Below are 16,387 nucleotides of genomic sequence, written 5' to 3' on the forward strand. Positions count from 1 at the left end.
GCCAGCTTTGACACCGGTCCGTCACCCACGCGGCGTCAACTTGGCCGAAATGCTTCGTCGTCGATGGATAAACCTCGGCATTACCAAAAAATGACGAAGGCCCGGGACACCACCGGTGCCCGGGCCGCCGTCGGGAACGGCCCGCCGGCGGCGGCCCGCCGCAGACGGCCGGGAGCCGGGGACGGCCCCACACCGTCCCCGGCTCCTCTTCCCGAACTCCCGGGCGGGCCCCCACGCCCGCCGGGAGCTGTTCCCGCGGCTTCCGGCCGACCCCCACGCCGGCCGGTGCACGGGACCGCTACTCGGCGGGCGTGATCAGCCCGTAGTGCCCGTCGTAGCGGTGGTACATGACGTTGCCCCGGCCGGTCGCGGCATCCGTGTAGAAGACGAACGGCACCCCGCCCAGGTCCAGCCGGGCCCGGGCCTGAGCCGCCGTCAGGCACGGCACGGCGAGCCGGCTGACCACCAGCCCCGGCACCGGGGCGGCCGGCCGGCCCGCCGAGGCGAGGCGGTAGCCGCCCGCCGTGCCCCGGTACACCAGGCTGTCGCAGCCGCTCTCCAGGTCGGTGAACAACTGGAAGTCGTAGTCCATCGCCTCCAGTTCGAACACCGCGTCCAGCGCGCTCAGCCGGGCCGGGCTGTAGCTGCGGTGCCGCACCAGCCGGCGGTCCTCCGGGGCCCGGTGGCGGCGCTGCGGGCGGTGCTCCGGATCCAGGCCGTCGGCCCAGCCCAGCGGAGTGCGGGCCGGCCGGCGGTGGTGGCGGAGCCGGGCGATCCGCGACGACAGGCGGTCCTGGAGCAGGTCGATCGCCTCGCGCATGGTGGCCGCCGCGACGTGCGCACGCAGCGGGCGTCCGTTGACGTCCACCGTGGCCTGGGCCAGCGAGGGCCGGGCCACCGCGTGGTTGGGCTCCTGCACCAACCGCACCCGCACCGCGAGCACCGGCTCCTCCAGCCGGTCCAGCACGGCCGCGACCTTCATCCGTGCGTAGTCGGGGGCGCCGGCCGAAACCTCGCCGCGCGTCTCCACCAGTACCTCGGCACTCCTACGGGTCTGCAGACGGTTCATCAGAACTCCTTTCCCGATGACCCCAGCCTCGCCGGTCGCGGCCGCCCGGCCGAGGGCCGAACGGTCCCCCTCCGGGAGCCGACGGGCCCTGCCCCGGCCGGGACCGTCGCCTCTGCTGACGGGACGTCAGTCCCCGCCCCGGCCGCTCCGGTCCTCCTTGCGGCGGGACTCGCGGCGGTGCGAGCGGACCCGCCACACCAGCAGCGCCGCGAGCACCGCCGCCGCGACCGCCAGCGCCAGCGAACGGCCCACCGTGCCCTCGACCCTGGAGTACGCGGAGCCCGCGAAGTAGCCGAGCAGGGTGAAGCCGACGCCCCAGATCAGCCCGCCGAGCGCGTTGTAGAGCAGGAACCGCCGGTACGGCATCCGCGACACCCCCGCCAGCGCCGGCATCAGCGCCCGGAAGAACGCGACGAACCGCCCCAGCAGCACGGCGACCGGGCCCCGACGGCGGATCAGGTCCCGGGCGCCCTCGATCCGGTCCGCGTGCCGGCGCATCGGCTTGGTGCCCAGCACCGCCGGCCCGAGCCGGCGCCCGACCTCGTAGCCCGTCGAATCGCCGAGGATCGCGGCGGCGACCACCACCAGGACCATCCAGCCGAGCTCCACCTTGCCCTGGTGGGCGAGCAGTCCGCCGAGCACGGCGGCGGTCTCGCCCGGCAGCACGAACCCGAAGAACAGCGCGTCCTCGGCGAACACCAGGGCGCCGACCACCGCGTACACCACCGGGCCGGACAGCCGGCTCAGCCAGTCGGTGACCGCGTGCACCGCCGACCACCTCGTTCCCGGCTCGCCCACCGTCCCGGCCCCACGGTAGCGCCCGGCCCGTCGGCGCCCGCAGAACCCGCGTCCCGGGGGGCGCGTCGCATGCCCCCGATGGGCGAAACTGGTGCGGTGACCGCGAGATCTATGGCCAAGGGCACCAACCTCCCGATCGACGTGCCCGCCGTGCACGCCGACCTCAGCTGGACGGCCGCACCCGGCGTCCCCGACGTCACCGCCGCCGCACTGCTGCTGACCGCCGACGGGACGGCCCGCGACGGCCGCGACCTGATCCGGCGTCACCGACCGCCGCACCGGGCCGGGGCGGTCCTGCACCGCGGCCGCACCGGCGGCGACGCCGGGACGTCCGTCGAGCGGATCGAGGCCGACCTCGCGGCGGTCGACGTCCGCGACGCCGCCGTGCAGCGCATCCTGCTGCTCGCCGCGATCGACGAGGACGGCATCTTCGGCCAGGTCCCCGACCTGACCCTGGTGGTGTCCGACGCCCGCACCGGCCTGCCGCTGGCCCGCTTCGCGATCGACGCGGGCCGGGAGACCGCCCTGATCGGCGGCGAGCTCTACCGCCGCGACGGCCGCTGGAAGTTCCGCGCCGTCGCCCAGGGGTGGGCCAACGGCCTGGACGGCCTGGCCGGCGCGTACGGCTTCGCGCTGCCGACCGGACCCGAGCCGGAACCGGAACCGGAGGTCGAACCGGTGCCCGCGGCCGCCGCCCAGGAGCCGGAGCCGGTGCCCGAGCCGCTGCCGGCCTTCGAGACCGGGAAGGTGCGCGGCCGGCCGGCCGCCCCTCAGCCCGCCCCCGCACCGGCGCCGGCCGCGCCGCCGGCCCCCGCACCGGCGCCCGCGGTGGCCGGCTTCGAGACCGAGCTGGTGCCCGGACCGCTGCGCGACCGCGGGCCCGAACCCACCCGCGAGCTGCACCTGAAGCCGAAGCCCGCCCCCGACCCGCTGCTGACGGCCACTCAGCCGATGGCGCCCCCGATCCCGCCCCCGCCGCCGGCCCTGCCGCCGCGGCCGGTGCGGACGCCGGAGCTCGCGGCGGCCGAGGAGCAGCTGCCGGTCGACATGCGCAAGCGGCTCTCGCTGCGCAAGCAGCAGGTCGCCGTCAGCCTGCAGAAGCACGGCGCGCAGGGCGTGGTGGCCCGGATCCTGCTGGTGCTGGACGCGTCCGGGTCGATGTCGGCGCTGTACGCGCGCGGCGTGGTCGCCGACGTGGTGGAGCGGATGGCCGCCGTCGCCGCCCAGTTGGACGACGACGGCACCATGCAGGCGTGGACGTTCGCCAGCCACCCGGCCCGGCTGCCCGACCTGAGCCTGCCGGGACTGCCGGACTGGCTGCGCCTGCACGTCCGGGCCGGCGAGCTGAGCATGGGCCTGTTCGGGCGCCGCCGCCGCAACCGCCGCCCGCAGCCGGACGGGCGGGTCGACATGAAGGCGGTCGGCATCCAGAACGAGGAGCAGAAGGTGATCGCCGAGGTGCGCGCCTTCGTCCGGGCGTTCCCGTCGCCGCTGCCCACCCTGGTGCTGTTCTTCTCCGACGGCGGCATCTACCGCAACGCGGAGATCGAGGCGGAGCTGCGGGCCGCCGTCGAGGAGCCGGTGTTCTGGCAGTTCGTCGGCCTCGGCCGCTCGAACTACGGCGTGCTGGAACACTTCGACCGGCTCCCGGGCCGGCGGGTCGACAACGTCGGCTTCTTCTCCGTGGACGACATCAGCGCGCTGCCCGACCCGGAGCTCTACGACCGCCTGCTGTCCGAGTTCCCGCAGTGGATCACCGCCGCCCGCCGGGCCGGCATCCTGCGCGCCTGACGCCGCGCCTGACGCCGCCTCAGCGTCCGGCCGGGGCGAGCGGCGCCAGGGGCCGGGTGGTGCGGTCGGTGACCGAGACGACGCCGTCCACGGCGGCGCAGAGCTCGCGCAGGGCCGCGGTGGGGCAGTGCGGGGCGGTGGTGCCGCTGAGGGTGACCTCGCCCTGGCTGACGTCGACGGTGATCAGGGAGGGGCTGGCGCCTTCGAGGGCGGTGAGCACGTCCTCGACGATCTCGCGGCGGATCGCGTGGTCGTCGCGGAGGAAGACCCGCAGCAGGTCGCCGCGGCTGACCGTGCCGATCAGGCGGCCGTCGGCGGGGGAGACCACCGGGAGCCGCTTGACGCGGCGTCGGGACATCAGGCGGGCGGCGGCGACCACCGTGCTGTCGGGCGTGGTGCAGACGGCGGGGGCGGTCATCAGGTCCGCGGCGGTGGTGCCGGTGCCGCGCAGGTGCACGGGCGCGGGCAGCAGGGACGCCGGGTCGTACTGGGCGAGCTGGGTGCGCAGCAGGTCCGCCTCGGAGACCACGCCGAGCGGCCGGTGGTCGGCGTCGACCACCGGCACGGCGGTGATGTCGTACTCGGCGAGCAGCGCGACGATCTCCCGGAAGCCCGTTCCGGGGCTGACGGTGACGACCTGCCGGGTCATCACCGTTCCGACGGTGCAGTGCCGCATCGGCCTTCGCCTCCTCGGTGCCGGGGGTGCTCCCAATCTGCCGACCGGGCGCCGTCCGGCGCGAGGGCCGGAGGTCCCGGACGGCGGGGCCGGTCGGCACGCCGCTCGGGGCGGGCCGGCAGCAGCCGCAGCCCGGAGACCCACTCGGGGCGGATCCGGACGGCCACCGCGGGCGGTCCGGACGCCGGGCCCGGGGGCACGGCGTCCGCGTGGCCGAGCACGGTGACGGTCCAGCCGCTGCCGTCGGCCGGGTCGACCTCGTCGGCCTGGAACGCGACCACGGAGCCGGCCACGGCGCGCAGCAGCTCCTCGTCGGGCCGGTCGACCAGCACGCTGCCGCCGTCCACCAGCCGGTAGCGGACGGGCTGGACGGCGGGCAGGGCGTTGCGGGTGTACACCAGCCGGCCCACGGAGTGACGGGCCATCAGGCGCAGGCACTGGACGGGGTCGAGGGAGACCGCATCGGGGGGAACGGCGGGTTCACGGGTCATGGAACGATCCTGCGCGGTCCCGCCCGCGCGGCGGGAGGGCCGTTGGTCGTTCCCGGACCGGTCGAGGGGCCCCGGAAACGGCCCGGGTCCTTCCCGGAAGGACCCGGGGAAGGCGCGTGCGGGCCGCGCAGGATACGAACAGGTCACGGTCATTAACTGTTCATAGAACTGTTTGTGTGTTCACCGACAGGCTGTCGGTCGGCCAGCTCCCTGCTACCCGACTGGAGTCACGAGTGAGCCCCTCCTCCTCCGCGCGCCGCCGCACCCTCACCGCCGGCGCCCTCGCGGCGAGCGCCGCGCTGCTCGTCGCCGCCGTGCAGTACGACACCGCCGCCGCCGCCCCGGGCCGCGACGCCGCGATAGCCCGGGCGGAGGCGAACGTCTCCCACCACGCGGACCTGTTCGGCTTCGGCCCCGGCCAGGGCCTGACGGTCAAGGACGTCATCATCGACAAGGACGGCGCCCAGCACGTCCGCTTCGACCGCACTTACCTCGGGCTGCCGGTGGTCGGCGGCGACCTGGTGGTCCACCAGGACGCCCGCGGCAAGCTCACCGACAGCTCCCGCGCCAAGGGCCACGACCCGGCGGTGAAGACCGTGGTGCCCGCCGTCCCCGCCCAGCACGGCGCGGCCGCCGCGCTCGGCCAGGCCCCCGGCATCACCGGCGCCACCGCCACCCCCGAACTGGTCGTCTGGGCGGCCGACGGCACCGCCCGCCTCGCCTGGCAGACCACCGTCAGCGGCGAGGGCAAGCAGGGCCAGCCGGCCGGCCGGGTCGTGGTCACCGACGCCACCACCGGCGAGGCGATCGAGAGTTGGGACTCCGAGCGGTCCGCCGCCGGCACCGGCCACTCCGAGTACACCGGCGACGTCCGGATCGACACCACCCAGCAGGCCGACGGCAGCTACGCGCTGATCGACCCGGTCCGCGGCCACACCACCAAGGACGCGCACAACCTGTCCTCCAGCAGCGTCAAGGCGAGCTCCGGCACGCTGTACACCGACGCCGACAACGTGTGGGGCGACGGCCGGAAGTTCTCCACCGACCGCGCCACCGCGGCCGTCGACGCCCACGCCAACACCGCCTGGACGTACGACTACTACAAGAACACCTTCGGCCGGAACGGCATCAAGAACGACGGCAAGGGCGCCACCGTCTTCGTGCACGTCGGCACCGACTGGGACAACGCCCAGTGGTCCGACGCCTGCTTCTGCATGATGACCGGCGACGGCAACGGCACCACCGACCCCGAGCAGGTCGACCTCGACACCATGGGCCACGAGATGACCCACGGCGTCACCAGCGCCACCGCCAACCTCCGCTACAGCGGCGAGTCCGGCGGCCTCAACGAGGCCACCAGCGACATCCTCGGCACCATGGTCGAGTGGTACGCCAACAACGCGGTGGACACCCCCGACTACCTGTTCAGCGACCAGTCCACCCCGCCGTGGCTGCGCCGCTTCGACAAGCCGTCGCTGGACGGCCGCTCGGCCGACTGCTGGAGCAAGAGCGTCGGCAAGCTGGACGTCCACTACTCCTCGGGCGTCGCCAACCACTTCTTCTACCTGGCCAGCGAGGGCAGCGGCGCCAAGACCGTCAACGGCACCGCCTACAACAGCCCGACCTGCAACGGCTCCACCGTCACCGGCATCGGCAACCAGAAGGTCGCGGCCGTCTGGTACCGGGCGCTGAGCGTCTACATGACCTCCACCACCACCTACTCCGGGGCCCGCACCGCCACCCTGAACGCCGCCCGCGACCTGTACGGCGCGAGCTCCGCCGAGTACGCGGCGATCGCCGCCGCGTGGAGCGCCGTCAGCGTCGCCTGACCGCACGGACGTACGGCTCACCGCCCCGGGGCCGATATCCTGGGGCGATGAGCGACGACCTGCCCCCGTGCCCGAACGAGACGGTGACGAGCGCGTGAACTCCGAGAACCCGCAGGCGCCGCCGGTGGCCAGCGTGCCGCTCTACCAGTTGAAGGCGGAGTTCTTCAAGACGCTCGGACACCCGGTGCGGATCCGGGTGCTGGAACTGCTCAGCACCCGGGACCACGCCGTCGCCGAGATGCTGCCCGAGGTCGGCGTCGAACCCGCCAATCTGTCCCAGCAGTTGGCGGTGCTGCGGCGGGCCAGGCTGGTGCACGCCCGCCGCGAGGGCTCCACCGTGGTGTACACGCTCGCCAGCGGCGAGGTCGCCGACCTGCTGCGGGTGGCCCGCGCCATCCTCGGCTCGCTGATCACCGACCAGGCCGGCCTGCTCGCCGACCTGCGGGCCGCCGAGCGCGGCTGACCGCCCGTCACCTCCCGCCGGCGGCCGGGGAGCCGCCCCGGCGGACACGCGGACCGCCGTCCCGGCGCGGGGACGGTCCGACCGGCCGGTAGAGTGGAGCCGTGCGACCGGCGGTGGGGCCCGCCGGACCCGAACCGCGGCGCAGCCGGCCGCCAACGGTCCCTGCTTGTACAGTGGCGCGCCCGGAACCGTCGGGCGCCGTGCGAGTAGGAGACGTGTACCCGTGGAGAGCCCGCAGCCGTCGACGGCGGTCGACCCCGTCGACCCCGACCTCGACCCGCGCCCGGTGCGGCGCGGTCCGGACCGCGAACTGGCGTCCGTGATCGCCGTGGTGGCCCTCGGCGGCGTGCTCGGCGCGTGCGCCCGGTACGCGATCGCCCTGGCCCACCCGCTGCCGGCGGACGGCTTCCCCTGGCCGACGCTGCTGATCAACGTGGCGGGCTGCGCGGTCATCGGGGTGTTCATGACGGTGCTCACCGAGGTCTGGCGCGCCCACCGGCTGGTCCGGCCGTTCTTCGGCACCGGCGTGCTCGGCGGCTTCACCACCTTCTCCACCTACGCGGTCGACGTCCAGCGGCTGATGGTGGCCGGCCGCGCCGCGGCGGCCCTCGGCTACCTGGCCGCCACCCTGCTCGCCGCGATGGCCGCGGTCTGGGCCGGCGCGACCGCCGCCCGCCTGGTGATCGGACGGAGGACGCGATGACCGGACGCCTGGAACGGGCGCTGCGGATGACGGTGCTGGTCGGCGAGGACGAGCGCTGGCACCACCGCCCGCTGTACGCCGAGATCGTGCACCGCGCGCACGCCGCCCGGCTGGCCGGGGCGAGCGTGTTCCGCGGCATCGAGGGCTTCGGCGGCTCCGCCCTGGTGCACACCTCCCGGCTGCTGTCGGTCGGCGACGACATGCCGGTGGCGGTCGTGGTGGTGGACCGCGAGGAGCGGATCCGCTCCTTCCTGCCGCAGCTGGACGAGCTGCTGGAGCGCTGCCTGGTGACGCTGGACGCGTGCGAGGTGCTGCGGCCCGCCGACGGCCCCGGGGAGGCGCGGTGAACTGGCTGCTGGTGATCCTCGGCGCGGCGGTCGGCGCACCGCTGCGCTACCTGACCGACCGGGCCGTGCAGGCCCGGCACGACACCGTCTTCCCGTGGGGGACCTTCGCCGTCAACGTGTCCGGCTCGCTGGTGCTCGGCCTGCTGACCGGCGCGGTCGCCGCCGGGGCCGCCTCCTCGCAGCTCCAACTGCTGCTCGGCACCGGCTTCTGCGGGGCGCTGACCACGTACTCCACGTTCTCCTACGAGACGCTGCGGCTGGCCGAGAGCGGGGCCGGGCTGTACGCCGTGATGAACGCGGCGGGCAGCGTGGTCGCCGGGCTCGGGTCCGCGTTCACCGGCTGGGCGGTCGCCCAGGCGCTGTGGGTGTGAGGCCGTGGCCCGAACCGGATCGGCCGCAAGGATGATCCGGCGGCGGTGCCGGAGGCGGACCCGGCAGGTGGGCGGGGTCGCCGCCGTCCGATGGGACGTGCCCGCACCGCCGTGATCCGGACAGAATCCCGACCCGGGGCCGGATCATCTTCCCGTGGCCACGGACCGCGAGTTAGCGTGACCCTGAGTTAGTTGCCCGAGGCACTCAACTGCCCGGGTCGCGCAGTCGCAGGCCCACCGCCGACGCCACCGCCGGCCCAGCTCCGGGAAGGGAGCACCAGATGGCCACCGTCGCCGAAACCTCCCCCACCAGCAACCACCCCGCCCCGCGCGGGAGCTGCCCGTTCGCCCCGCCGCCCGCCTACCAGCAGGCCCGGCGCGAAGAACCGATCAGCCGCATCGCCCTGTACGACGGCAACCCGGCCTGGCTGGTCACCCGGCACGAGGACGTCCGCGCGATCCTCGCCGACAACCGGTTCAGCTCCGACCCCGCCAACCCCGGCTTCCCGTTCCTCACCGAAGCCGCCCGACAGTTCGTCACCCTCAAACCCACCTTCATCCGGCTCGACGACCCCGAGCACGGCCGACTGCGCCGCATGCTCACCGGTGACTTCACCATGCGCAGGACCGCCACCCTGCGGCCCGAGATCCAGCGGATCACCGAGGACCTGATCGACCGGATGACCGACGGCCGCGAACAGGCCGACCTGGTCTCCGAGTTCGCGCTGCCGCTGCCGTCCCTGGTGATCTGCCTGCTGCTCGGCGTCCCCTACGAGGACCACGACTTCTTCCAGGAGTGCAGCCGCACCCTGCTGCACCGCGGGTCCACCACCGAGGCCGTCGTCGAGGCCAACCGCCGGCTCACCGAGTACCTCGACACGCTGACCGCGTCCAAGGCCGACAAGCCCGACGACGGCATCCTCAGCCGCCTGGTCGCCCGCGGCGAACTCGACATCGAGGACATCGGCGCGATGGGCCGGCTGCTGCTGATCGCCGGACACGAGACCACCGCCAACATGACCGCGCTGTCCGTGCTCGCCCTGCTGCGCAACCCCGCGCAACTCGCCCACCTGCGCGCCCACCCCGAAACCATGCCCGCCGCGGTCGAGGAACTCCTGCGCTACCTCTCCATCGTGCAGACCGGCCTGGTCCGGGTCGCCGTCGCCGACGCCGAGATCGGCGGCACCACGATCCGGGCCGGCGAGGGCGTCATCCTCCAGATCAACACCGCCAACTGGGACGAGGAGCGCTACCCCGGCGCCGACACCCTCGACCTCACCCGCGACACCCGCCAGCACCTCGCGTTCGGCTTCGGCGTCCACCAGTGCCTCGGCCAGCCGCTCGCCCGGCTCGAACTCGAGATCGCCCTGGAGACCCTGCTCCGCCGCCTGCCCGACCTCCGCCTCGCCGTGCCGTTCGAGGACGTCCCGTTCCGCGACGACATGCTGATCTACGGCGTCCACGAACTCCAGGTCGCCTGGTGACCGCCGCCCCGCCGACCCGAACCGGCGCCCCCGTGGAAGAAGGAACCGTGACCCTCACCGTCGACCAGGACCGCTGCTGCGGCGCCGGACAGTGCGTCAGGAACGCCCCCGAGGTGTTCGACCAGCGCGAGGAGGACGGCGTGGTCCTGCTGCTCGACGCCCGCCCGCCCGCCGAACTGCGCTCCGCCGTCGAGGACGCCGTCGCCGCCTGCCCGGCCGGAGCGATCCGCCTCACCGAGGACTGAACCGCCCCCGCTAGGCTGCCGAACCGTCCCGCCCGACCACGGGCGGGACGGTTCGACGCACCGAGGGGAACCCGTGGAACTCGCCCCGCGCGGCCTGCACGACCTGCGCGGGCAGGACGGCCCGCCGCTGACGCTCCGCTACGCACCGGACGCCGCCGTGGTGGTGGCCGGACTGCCCGGCAGCGGCAAGAGCACCCTGCTGCACCGCTGGGACGGCCGCGCCCCCGTCCTCGACCCGCGCGCCAGCCGCCTCGCCGCCCGGGCCGCGATGCCCGCGCGCGTCCCCTACCCCGTCTACCGGCCCGTCGTGCGCACCCTGCACCTGCTGCGCATCCGCGCCGCGCTGCGCCGCCCCGGGCCGCTCCTCGTCCACGACTGCGGCACCCGCCGCTGGATGCGCCGCGCCCTCGCGCACTGGGCCCGCCGCAACGGGCGCGAACTGCACGTGGTGCTGCTGGCGGTCCGGCCCGAGGAGGCGCTGTCCGGGCAGCACGCCCGGGGCCGCACCGCCGCCCCGCGCACCTTCCGCCGCCACGTCCGCGGGCTGGCCGCGCTGCTGGCGGCCGTCGACCGCGCGGGGCGGGCGGCGTTCCCCGGCACGGCGTCCGTGCTGCTCGCCGACGAGGCCTCGCGGGAGCGGCTGGCCGCCGTCCGCTTCGCCGCCCCGGACGGCGGGTCCGGGGCGGCGGGCGGCTGACGGGACGTCAGTGGCCGCGGGCGATCCACTCCTCCAGGTGCGGGGCCTCCGCGCCGACCGTCGTCGCATCGCCGTGGCCGGTGCGCACCACCGTCTCGCCCGGCAGCGACAGCAGCCGCTCGCGGATCGACTCGACGATGGTCGGGAAGTCGGAGAACGACCGCCCGGTGGCGCCCGGCCCGCCCGCGAACAGGGTGTCGCCGGTGAACACGGTGCCCAGCTCCGGCGCGTACAGGCTGACCGCGCCCGGGCTGTGGCCCGGCGTGTGCAGCACCGTCAGCACCGTGCCCGCCACGGTCAGCTGCTGGCCGTCGGCGAGCTCCGCGTCCGGCTCGCGGTCCGGGTGGGTCTGCCGCCACAGCACCTCGTCCGCCGGGTGCAGCAGGATCGGCGCGCCGGTGCGGGCGGCCAACTCCGGTGCGGCGTCGATGTGGTCGTTGTGCGCGTGGGTGGAGACGATCGCCAGCAGCGTCCGCCCCGCCACCGCGGCGGCGATCGCGTCCGCGTCGTGCGCGGCGTCGATCACCACCACCTCGTGGTCGTCGCCGACCAGCCACACGTTGTTGTCGACCTGCCAGGTGCCGCCGTCCAGGCTGAACTCGCCCGAGGTGACCAGCTGTTCGACCCGGGCCGCCATCAGAACACCACCACCGAGCGGAGCACCTCGCCGCGGTGCATCCGGCCGAACGCCTCCTCGACGCCGTCCAGCGCAATGGTCTCGCTGACGAACGCGTCCAGGTCGAGCCGGCCCTGCAGGTACAGGTCGATCAGCATCGGGAAGTCCCGCTCCGGCAGGCAGTCGCCGTACCAGGACGACTTCAGCGCGCCGCCGCGGCCGAACACGTCCAGCAGCGGCAGCTCCAGGGTCATCTCCGGCGTGGGCACGCCCACCAGGACCACGGTGCCCGCCAGGTCGCGGGCGTAGAACGCCTGCTTGTACGTCTCCGGGCGGCCCACGGCGTCGATCACCACGTCCGCGCCGTTGCCGCCGGTCAGCTCCCGGATCGCCTCCACCGGGTCGGTCTCCCGGGAGTTGACGGTGTGGGTCGCGCCCAGGCCCCGGGCCGTCACCAGCTTGCGGTCGTCCACGTCCACCGCGACGATCTTCGACGCGCCGGCCAGCCGGGCGCCCATCACGGCGGCGTTGCCGACACCGCCGCAGCCGATCACCGCGACGCTGTCGCCGCGGCCCACCCCGCCGGTGTTGATCGCCGCGCCCAGGCCCGCCATCACGCCGCAGCCCAGCAGGCCCGCCGCGGCCGGCGAGGCAGCCGGGTCGACCTTGGTGCACTGGCCCGCCGCGACCAGGGTCTTCTCGGCGAACGCGCCGATGCCCAGGGCCGGCGACAGCTCGGTGCCGTCCTCCAGCGTCATCCTCTGCTTCGCGTTGTGGGTGGCGAAGCAGTACTGCGGCCGGCCGCGCCGGCACGCCCGGCAACGGCCGCACACCGCACGCCAGTTCAGGATCACGAAATCACCGGGCACGACATTGTCGACGCCCTCGCCGACGGACTCCACCACGCCCGCCGCCTCGTGCCCCAGCAGGAACGGGAACTCGTCGTTGATCCCGCCCTCCCGGTAGTGCAGGTCCGTGTGGCACACCCCGCACGCCTGCACCCGCACCACCGCCTCGCCCGGCCCCGGATCGGGCACCACCACCGGCACCACCTCGACCGGTGCGCCCTTCGCCCGCGCGATCACACCCCGCACAACCTGAGCCATCACGAAACCCTTCTCCGAACCGGTGGCACCCGGACGCGGACGCGCCGGTGCCCGGACCCGTGCGACGCGCGGACCTGACGGCCCGTCGGCACACGCCGGTCCGCGGACGTTCCCGCAGCACAGAGCCACTTTCCTGCCCCCGGACCTGCCAGCAGCGTACCCACCGCGAGCGGCAGCCGGCGGCTCGTCAGGTACGGCAGGCCGATTCGGGACCGCGGGGCGGCCACGGGCGGCGCCGCCCCACGGAGGGCGGGGGACCCGCCGGCCGGTGCGCGGCGGCGCCCCCGAAGTCCCCCGCCCGGCGCGGCGACCGCGCCGCCGCGCGCTTCCCCCGGCGAACCCGGCCCGGCCCCGGGGGAGTTGCCCGGGCGCCGGGCCCGGCCGGGGTCCGCCGGTGAGCGGCGGCCGGCGGACCCCGCACGGGGCCGAGCTCGGCGGCGGGCGGAGCCGCGGCAGTCCGTGCCTTCTCGTCCCTCCCCCGTCCCGGGCGAGAAGGACACGGAGCCCCCGCTCTCCGGCCGGCGCCCGGTGGCGGGCCCGGCGCCACCGGACGCGTCCGGTGCTCGATCAGCTGGCGTAGACCATGCCGGCCCAGAGGCCGCCCTCGCTGACGCACTTGTAGTCCTTCACGTTGGACGCCGCCAGGAAGAACCCGGCACGGTCGTCGCAGGTCGGCTTGGCCCGGAAGTACTCGCCGGTGTGCTGCCAGGTGTACACGGCCTGGACGGTGGCCCCCGACGAGACCGGGGCGGGCGCGGCCGCCAGGGCCGGTGCGGCCGCGGTGCCCAGCGCGAGCGCGGCACCGACAGCGGTGGCCGCGAGAGCGTGACGAATACGCATGAACGCCTCCATGGGTGGGGTGACTCGGATCGGGCGGCCTGCGGGGCCGGGATCCCGCTGTCTCCCGCGGACCCCGGCCCCGCCGCCCTCGAGAACCATCCTGGCGGTGACAGGGACATGCTCCCAGTCCTTTCGGCCGCCGCCGAAACACCTCAGGTGAGGCCCACTTGAAGCATTCCGGCACCACCGGGACGATGGGCGCCGGAAAGGTGGGCAGCCGGACGGAACCCGGGAGACCTTCACGTGTTGCGCATCACGTTCACCCCGCAGGACCTCGCCCGGACCCGGATAGCGGCCACCTGGGGCCCGCTGGCGGAGACCCTCCACGCGGCGACGACCCTTCAACAGCCGCACGGCAGGGCGATGTTCGACGGATGGCGGCAGGACGCCCGCACCCGCGCGCCGGTCTCGGCCCGTGCGGCCTCGTCCCTCTTCCGGGAGACCATCGTCGACCTGTTCACCGTCACCGGCGCCGCGCCGTCCTTCGAGGAGGGGATCGAGGCGCTGCGGGCCGCACCGGCGGACCTCCTGCGCGCCGAACTCGAAGGGGCCGCCGAGGCCCGGGCCCGCTACTCGCGCCGCACCGCTCCCTGGCCGGGCCTGGCGTGGGGCGACGTCGCACACGACCGGGCGGACCGCGAGGAGTTGCTGGGGTTCCTCCGCGACGTCCACGGCACCGCCGTGGCCCCGCACTGGCAGCGGATCACGTCCCGCCTGCGGGCCGAACAGACCAGGCACGCGCTCAGGCTCGCCCAGGACGGGCCGGAGGCGATGCTCGCCGGACTCGCGCCGGAGTTCCGGTGGAAGCCGCCGGTGCTGGAGATCGGCAGGGGCGCTCTCGCGGGCACCGTCGAGCTGAAGGGCCGGGGCCTGCTCCTCGTCCCGTCGGCGTTCTGCCAGACCAGGCCGGGCACCTACACGGACGCCCTCGACGAGCAGGCGCCCGTCCTGCTCTTCCTCCCCGTCGTGCGCCGCCTCACCGACGCCGCCGCCCTGCTGACGACGTCCCGCCAGGGGATCGACAGCGCCCTGTCCGCGCTGCTGGGGCGCACCCGGGCCCGCACCCTGCACGCCGTCGGCGACGGTCCGTGCACCACGGGGCAGTTGGCCGAACGCATCCGCGCGTCCCAGCCCACCGCGAGCGAGCAGGCCGCGGTACTGCGCCGGGCCGGCCTGATCACCACCACCCGACGCGGCAGCGCCGTCCTGCACACGCTCGCCCCGCTCGGTGACGCGATGCTCAACGGCCACCACTTCCCGGCCTGACCGCCCGCTCCGCGCCCTCCCGGATCCGGGGCGTCGGCATCCGAGGGGCCGCCTTTTCGGACGGCCCCGAGCGGGCAGACGCGGGGGCGTACCCGTGACGACCCCGTTCGAAGAAGGCGGCGAACCTCATGAGCAGCCGACTGACCGCCCGGGAGCAGAGCCTCCTCGCGGACATCGAACGCCATCTGCGCCAGGAGGAGCCCGCGCTCGACCGCCGGCTCGCCCGCGCCCCCGGCCCCGCCACCCGGCTCGCCCACCGGCCCCGGCTGCTCGCCGCGGTGATCGCCGTGCTGAGCGTGCTCACCGCGGCGGGCTCGCTGTGGGCGGGCGCCGGCGGTCCGGCCCCGGGAGTGGCGCTGCCGGTGGCCGGGGTGTCGGCGCTGCTGTGCGGTCTGGCCCTGGCCCGGCTGGCCGCCCTGCACGCGGCCTGAGGGAGCGCCCGGCCTCAGAACGTGTCGCCGAGCGGGCCGCCGCCGCCCCGGTGGGTCTGGTCGAGGCCGGCGGTGTGCCGGCCGGTGTGGAAGACCGGCGCGTTCCTGATCTCCTGCCTGGTGCGGTTCACCCACACCGTCCGGTGGTCCGGGTCGATCCGCCGGACGGTGCCGGACGGGATCAGCACCTCGCGGCCGAAGATCCACGGGCCGGTGTCGACCACCAGGTGCGAGGGGTCGACCTCCGCGGTGTGCCGGTCGACCTTGCCGATCCGCCCGTCCTCGGCCTCCACCCGATAGCCCGTCAGGTCCGCGCCGGCGACGTTGCGCTCCTGCTCGATGCTCACGACGTCCTCCTCGTGGTAGGGAGTTCCGTGGCCCGCCTGCCCCCGTCGCGGCCCGGCATGCGCGTCGGGACGGTGCGCGGGGGAGCGGCGTACCGGCCCACCCCCAGGGCGCGTTCGAGGTCGTCGATCCGTTCCGCGACCTCGCCCGGCTCCGGGCGGACCCGCCCGTCCGGGCGGGCCAGCACCAGGGCGGCGACCGCCCGGCGCAGCAGCAGGAGCGGCACAGCGGCCGGCCACAGCGCGCCCGCACTCAGCGCGACGGCCTCGGCCTGCTGGCGCTCCTGCCGTTCGAACGCGCCCACGGTGTGCGCGCCGCCGGAGCCGGTGCGGCCCGCCAAGTACGCGGCCCGGCAGCGCCGGAACACCGAACGGGCCGTCAGGAACGCGCCCAGCGCGTAGCCGACCAGCACACCCAGACACAGCACAACCGTCACGGCGGACCGCCTCCTCGCTCGACCCGGGCCGCTCCTCACCCGGCCCGGCACCCGTATGCCCCGATCCGCCCGCTTCACCGCCCGCGAGCCGAGGAGCCGTCAGGTGACGCCCCGCCAGCCGTCGGAACAGGTCGTGCCCGACCTGCCGCGGCGGCCACCGGCGCACGGGCGCACCCCCCGTCACCTCCTGTCCCGCGCGTGCGGGCCCGTGCGGCACTCCCCGGCCACGGACGAGAGGAGATCGCAGCGCCTGCGTGCCCGCCGCCCGCCGGCCCGGTGCACCGACGCGGGGCCGCCCGCCGCCGACCCCGGCCGCGCCGCGTCCGCCGCCACCCGGCGTGCCGCGCGCCGCTGACGGCCCGTCACCCCTGGCCGCCTCGCCC

Annotated in this window: 20 protein-coding genes; 11 read left to right on the top strand and 9 right to left on the bottom strand. The window is 75.2% G+C overall.

Going from position 1 to position 16,387, the window contains the following annotated elements; genetic code table 11:
• Positions 1-298: 298 nt before the first annotated feature.
• Both ACFV1L_RS10620 and ACFV1L_RS10625 read right to left on the bottom strand, forming a co-directional pair.
• A complete protein-coding gene (locus ACFV1L_RS10620) occupies positions 299-1,069 on the bottom strand; it encodes a sigma 54 modulation/S30EA ribosomal C-terminal domain-containing protein (protein ID WP_380364856.1) in 771 nt (256 codons plus the stop codon).
• A gap of 126 nt (positions 1,070-1,195) precedes the next feature.
• A complete protein-coding gene (locus ACFV1L_RS10625) occupies positions 1,196-1,837 on the bottom strand; it encodes a DedA family protein (protein WP_380364857.1) in 642 nt (213 codons plus the stop codon).
• A gap of 126 nt (positions 1,838-1,963) precedes the next feature.
• On the opposite strand from ACFV1L_RS10625, the gene ACFV1L_RS10630 reads away from it, so the two are divergent.
• Positions 1,964-3,658 carry a VWA domain-containing protein gene (locus ACFV1L_RS10630; protein WP_380364858.1) on the top strand — a complete coding sequence of 565 codons (1,695 nt, stop codon included), beginning with the start codon at positions 1,964-1,966 and terminating at the stop codon, positions 3,656-3,658.
• A 19-nt stretch (positions 3,659-3,677) separates the two neighbouring features.
• On the opposite strand, the gene ACFV1L_RS10635 is transcribed toward ACFV1L_RS10630, so the two are convergent.
• Entirely contained in the window at positions 3,678-4,334 is a 657-nt protein-coding gene (locus tag ACFV1L_RS10635; protein ID WP_380364859.1) for a CBS domain-containing protein, read from the bottom strand.
• Positions 4,307-4,825 carry a pyridoxamine 5'-phosphate oxidase family protein gene (locus tag ACFV1L_RS10640; RefSeq protein WP_380364860.1) on the bottom strand — a complete coding sequence of 173 codons (519 nt, stop codon included), beginning with the start codon at positions 4,823-4,825 and terminating at the stop codon, positions 4,307-4,309. The genes ACFV1L_RS10635 and ACFV1L_RS10640 overlap by 28 nt, the downstream gene beginning before the upstream one ends.
• Before the next feature lie 233 nt (positions 4,826-5,058).
• On the opposite strand from ACFV1L_RS10640, the gene ACFV1L_RS10645 reads away from it, so the two are divergent.
• From ACFV1L_RS10645 to ACFV1L_RS10680, 8 genes are all read left to right on the top strand, one after another.
• Positions 5,059-6,654: a M4 family metallopeptidase gene (locus ACFV1L_RS10645; protein ID WP_380364861.1), complete on the top strand. Its 1,596-nt coding sequence runs from the start codon at positions 5,059-5,061 to the stop codon at positions 6,652-6,654.
• Between the two features lie 94 nt (positions 6,655-6,748).
• The gene (locus ACFV1L_RS10650; protein ID WP_380364862.1) at positions 6,749-7,117 is read left to right on the top strand and encodes an ArsR/SmtB family transcription factor; all 369 of its coding nucleotides are present in this window, start codon (positions 6,749-6,751) and stop codon (positions 7,115-7,117) included.
• Positions 7,118-7,340: 223 nt separating this feature from the next.
• Positions 7,341-7,820: a fluoride efflux transporter CrcB gene (gene crcB / locus ACFV1L_RS10655; protein ID WP_380364863.1), complete on the top strand. Its 480-nt coding sequence runs from the start codon at positions 7,341-7,343 to the stop codon at positions 7,818-7,820.
• Positions 7,817-8,167, top strand: a complete 351-nt coding sequence (locus ACFV1L_RS10660) for a DUF190 domain-containing protein (RefSeq protein WP_380364864.1) — start codon at positions 7,817-7,819, stop codon at positions 8,165-8,167. The genes crcB (ACFV1L_RS10655) and ACFV1L_RS10660 overlap by 4 nt, the downstream gene beginning before the upstream one ends.
• Positions 8,164-8,538, top strand: coding sequence for a fluoride efflux transporter CrcB (gene crcB, locus ACFV1L_RS10665; RefSeq protein ID WP_380364865.1), 375 nt, complete (start codon positions 8,164-8,166; stop codon positions 8,536-8,538). The genes ACFV1L_RS10660 and crcB (ACFV1L_RS10665) overlap by 4 nt, the downstream gene beginning before the upstream one ends.
• Positions 8,539-8,819: 281 nt before the next feature.
• Positions 8,820-10,022: a cytochrome P450 gene (locus ACFV1L_RS10670; RefSeq protein WP_380364866.1), complete on the top strand. Its 1,203-nt coding sequence runs from the start codon at positions 8,820-8,822 to the stop codon at positions 10,020-10,022.
• Positions 10,023-10,069: 47 nt separating this feature from the next.
• Positions 10,070-10,267 (top strand): ferredoxin, encoded by a 198-nt coding sequence (locus ACFV1L_RS10675; RefSeq protein WP_380364867.1) that lies wholly within the window; start codon positions 10,070-10,072, stop codon positions 10,265-10,267.
• Positions 10,268-10,340: 73 nt separating this feature from the next.
• Positions 10,341-10,964 carry an AAA family ATPase gene (locus ACFV1L_RS10680; protein ID WP_380364868.1) on the top strand — a complete coding sequence of 208 codons (624 nt, stop codon included), beginning with the start codon at positions 10,341-10,343 and terminating at the stop codon, positions 10,962-10,964.
• A 7-nt stretch (positions 10,965-10,971) separates the two neighbouring features.
• Here the strand turns inward: ACFV1L_RS10680 and ACFV1L_RS10685 are convergent, their stop codons facing one another.
• The 3 genes from ACFV1L_RS10685 to ACFV1L_RS10695 all read right to left on the bottom strand — a co-directional run bounded on the left by ACFV1L_RS10685 (position 10,972) and on the right by ACFV1L_RS10695 (position 13,526).
• Entirely contained in the window at positions 10,972-11,601 is a 630-nt protein-coding gene (locus ACFV1L_RS10685) for an MBL fold metallo-hydrolase (RefSeq protein ID WP_380364869.1), read from the bottom strand.
• Complete coding sequence (locus ACFV1L_RS10690) at positions 11,601-12,686, bottom strand: S-(hydroxymethyl)mycothiol dehydrogenase (protein ID WP_380364870.1); 1,086 nt, start codon at positions 12,684-12,686, stop codon at positions 11,601-11,603. The genes ACFV1L_RS10685 and ACFV1L_RS10690 overlap by 1 nt, the downstream gene beginning before the upstream one ends.
• Before the next feature lie 567 nt (positions 12,687-13,253).
• A complete protein-coding gene (locus ACFV1L_RS10695) occupies positions 13,254-13,526 on the bottom strand; it encodes a hypothetical protein (RefSeq protein WP_380364871.1) in 273 nt (90 codons plus the stop codon).
• A 243-nt stretch (positions 13,527-13,769) separates the two neighbouring features.
• On the opposite strand from ACFV1L_RS10695, the gene ACFV1L_RS10700 reads away from it, so the two are divergent.
• Both ACFV1L_RS10700 and ACFV1L_RS10705 read left to right on the top strand, forming a co-directional pair.
• Complete coding sequence (locus ACFV1L_RS10700; RefSeq protein ID WP_380364872.1) at positions 13,770-14,792, top strand: ArsR/SmtB family transcription factor; 1,023 nt, start codon at positions 13,770-13,772, stop codon at positions 14,790-14,792.
• Positions 14,793-14,920: 128 nt separating this feature from the next.
• Positions 14,921-15,223 carry a DUF3040 domain-containing protein gene (locus ACFV1L_RS10705; protein WP_380364873.1) on the top strand — a complete coding sequence of 101 codons (303 nt, stop codon included), beginning with the start codon at positions 14,921-14,923 and terminating at the stop codon, positions 15,221-15,223.
• A 14-nt stretch (positions 15,224-15,237) separates the two neighbouring features.
• Here the strand turns inward: ACFV1L_RS10705 and ACFV1L_RS10710 are convergent, their stop codons facing one another.
• Together ACFV1L_RS10710 and ACFV1L_RS10715 are read right to left on the bottom strand one after the other, a co-directional pair.
• On the bottom strand, positions 15,238-15,570 hold the full coding sequence (locus ACFV1L_RS10710; protein ID WP_380364874.1) for a PRC-barrel domain-containing protein: 333 nt from the start codon (positions 15,568-15,570) through the stop codon (positions 15,238-15,240).
• Complete coding sequence (locus ACFV1L_RS10715; protein ID WP_380364875.1) at positions 15,567-16,004, bottom strand: hypothetical protein; 438 nt, start codon at positions 16,002-16,004, stop codon at positions 15,567-15,569. Before ACFV1L_RS10715 ends, ACFV1L_RS10710 begins: the two co-directional genes overlap by 4 nt.
• Positions 16,005-16,387: the final 383 nt, after the last annotated feature.

Origin of the sequence: Kitasatospora sp. NPDC059646 (assembly GCF_042734615.1) — a bacterium.
Lineage (GTDB): Bacteria > Actinomycetota > Actinomycetes > Streptomycetales > Streptomycetaceae > Kitasatospora.

Excerpts from the sequence above, each read along its gene's own strand:
- ACFV1L_RS10620 (WP_380364856.1), bottom strand. The coding sequence starts at position 1,069 with ATGAACCGTCTGCAGACCCGTAGGAGTGCCGAGGTACTGGTGGAGACG.
- ACFV1L_RS10635 (WP_380364859.1), bottom strand. The coding sequence starts at position 4,334 with ATGCGGCACTGCACCGTCGGAACGGTGATGACCCGGCAGGTCGTCACC.
- ACFV1L_RS10640 (WP_380364860.1), bottom strand. The coding sequence starts at position 4,825 with ATGACCCGTGAACCCGCCGTTCCCCCCGATGCGGTCTCCCTCGACCCC.
- ACFV1L_RS10660 (WP_380364864.1), top strand. The coding sequence starts at position 7,817 with ATGACCGGACGCCTGGAACGGGCGCTGCGGATGACGGTGCTGGTCGGC.
- ACFV1L_RS10670 (WP_380364866.1), top strand. The coding sequence starts at position 8,820 with ATGGCCACCGTCGCCGAAACCTCCCCCACCAGCAACCACCCCGCCCCG.
- ACFV1L_RS10685 (WP_380364869.1), bottom strand. The coding sequence starts at position 11,601 with ATGGCGGCCCGGGTCGAACAGCTGGTCACCTCGGGCGAGTTCAGCCTG.
- ACFV1L_RS10690 (WP_380364870.1), bottom strand. The coding sequence starts at position 12,686 with ATGGCTCAGGTTGTGCGGGGTGTGATCGCGCGGGCGAAGGGCGCACCG.
- ACFV1L_RS10695 (WP_380364871.1), bottom strand. The coding sequence starts at position 13,526 with ATGCGTATTCGTCACGCTCTCGCGGCCACCGCTGTCGGTGCCGCGCTC.
- ACFV1L_RS10705 (WP_380364873.1), top strand. The coding sequence starts at position 14,921 with ATGAGCAGCCGACTGACCGCCCGGGAGCAGAGCCTCCTCGCGGACATC.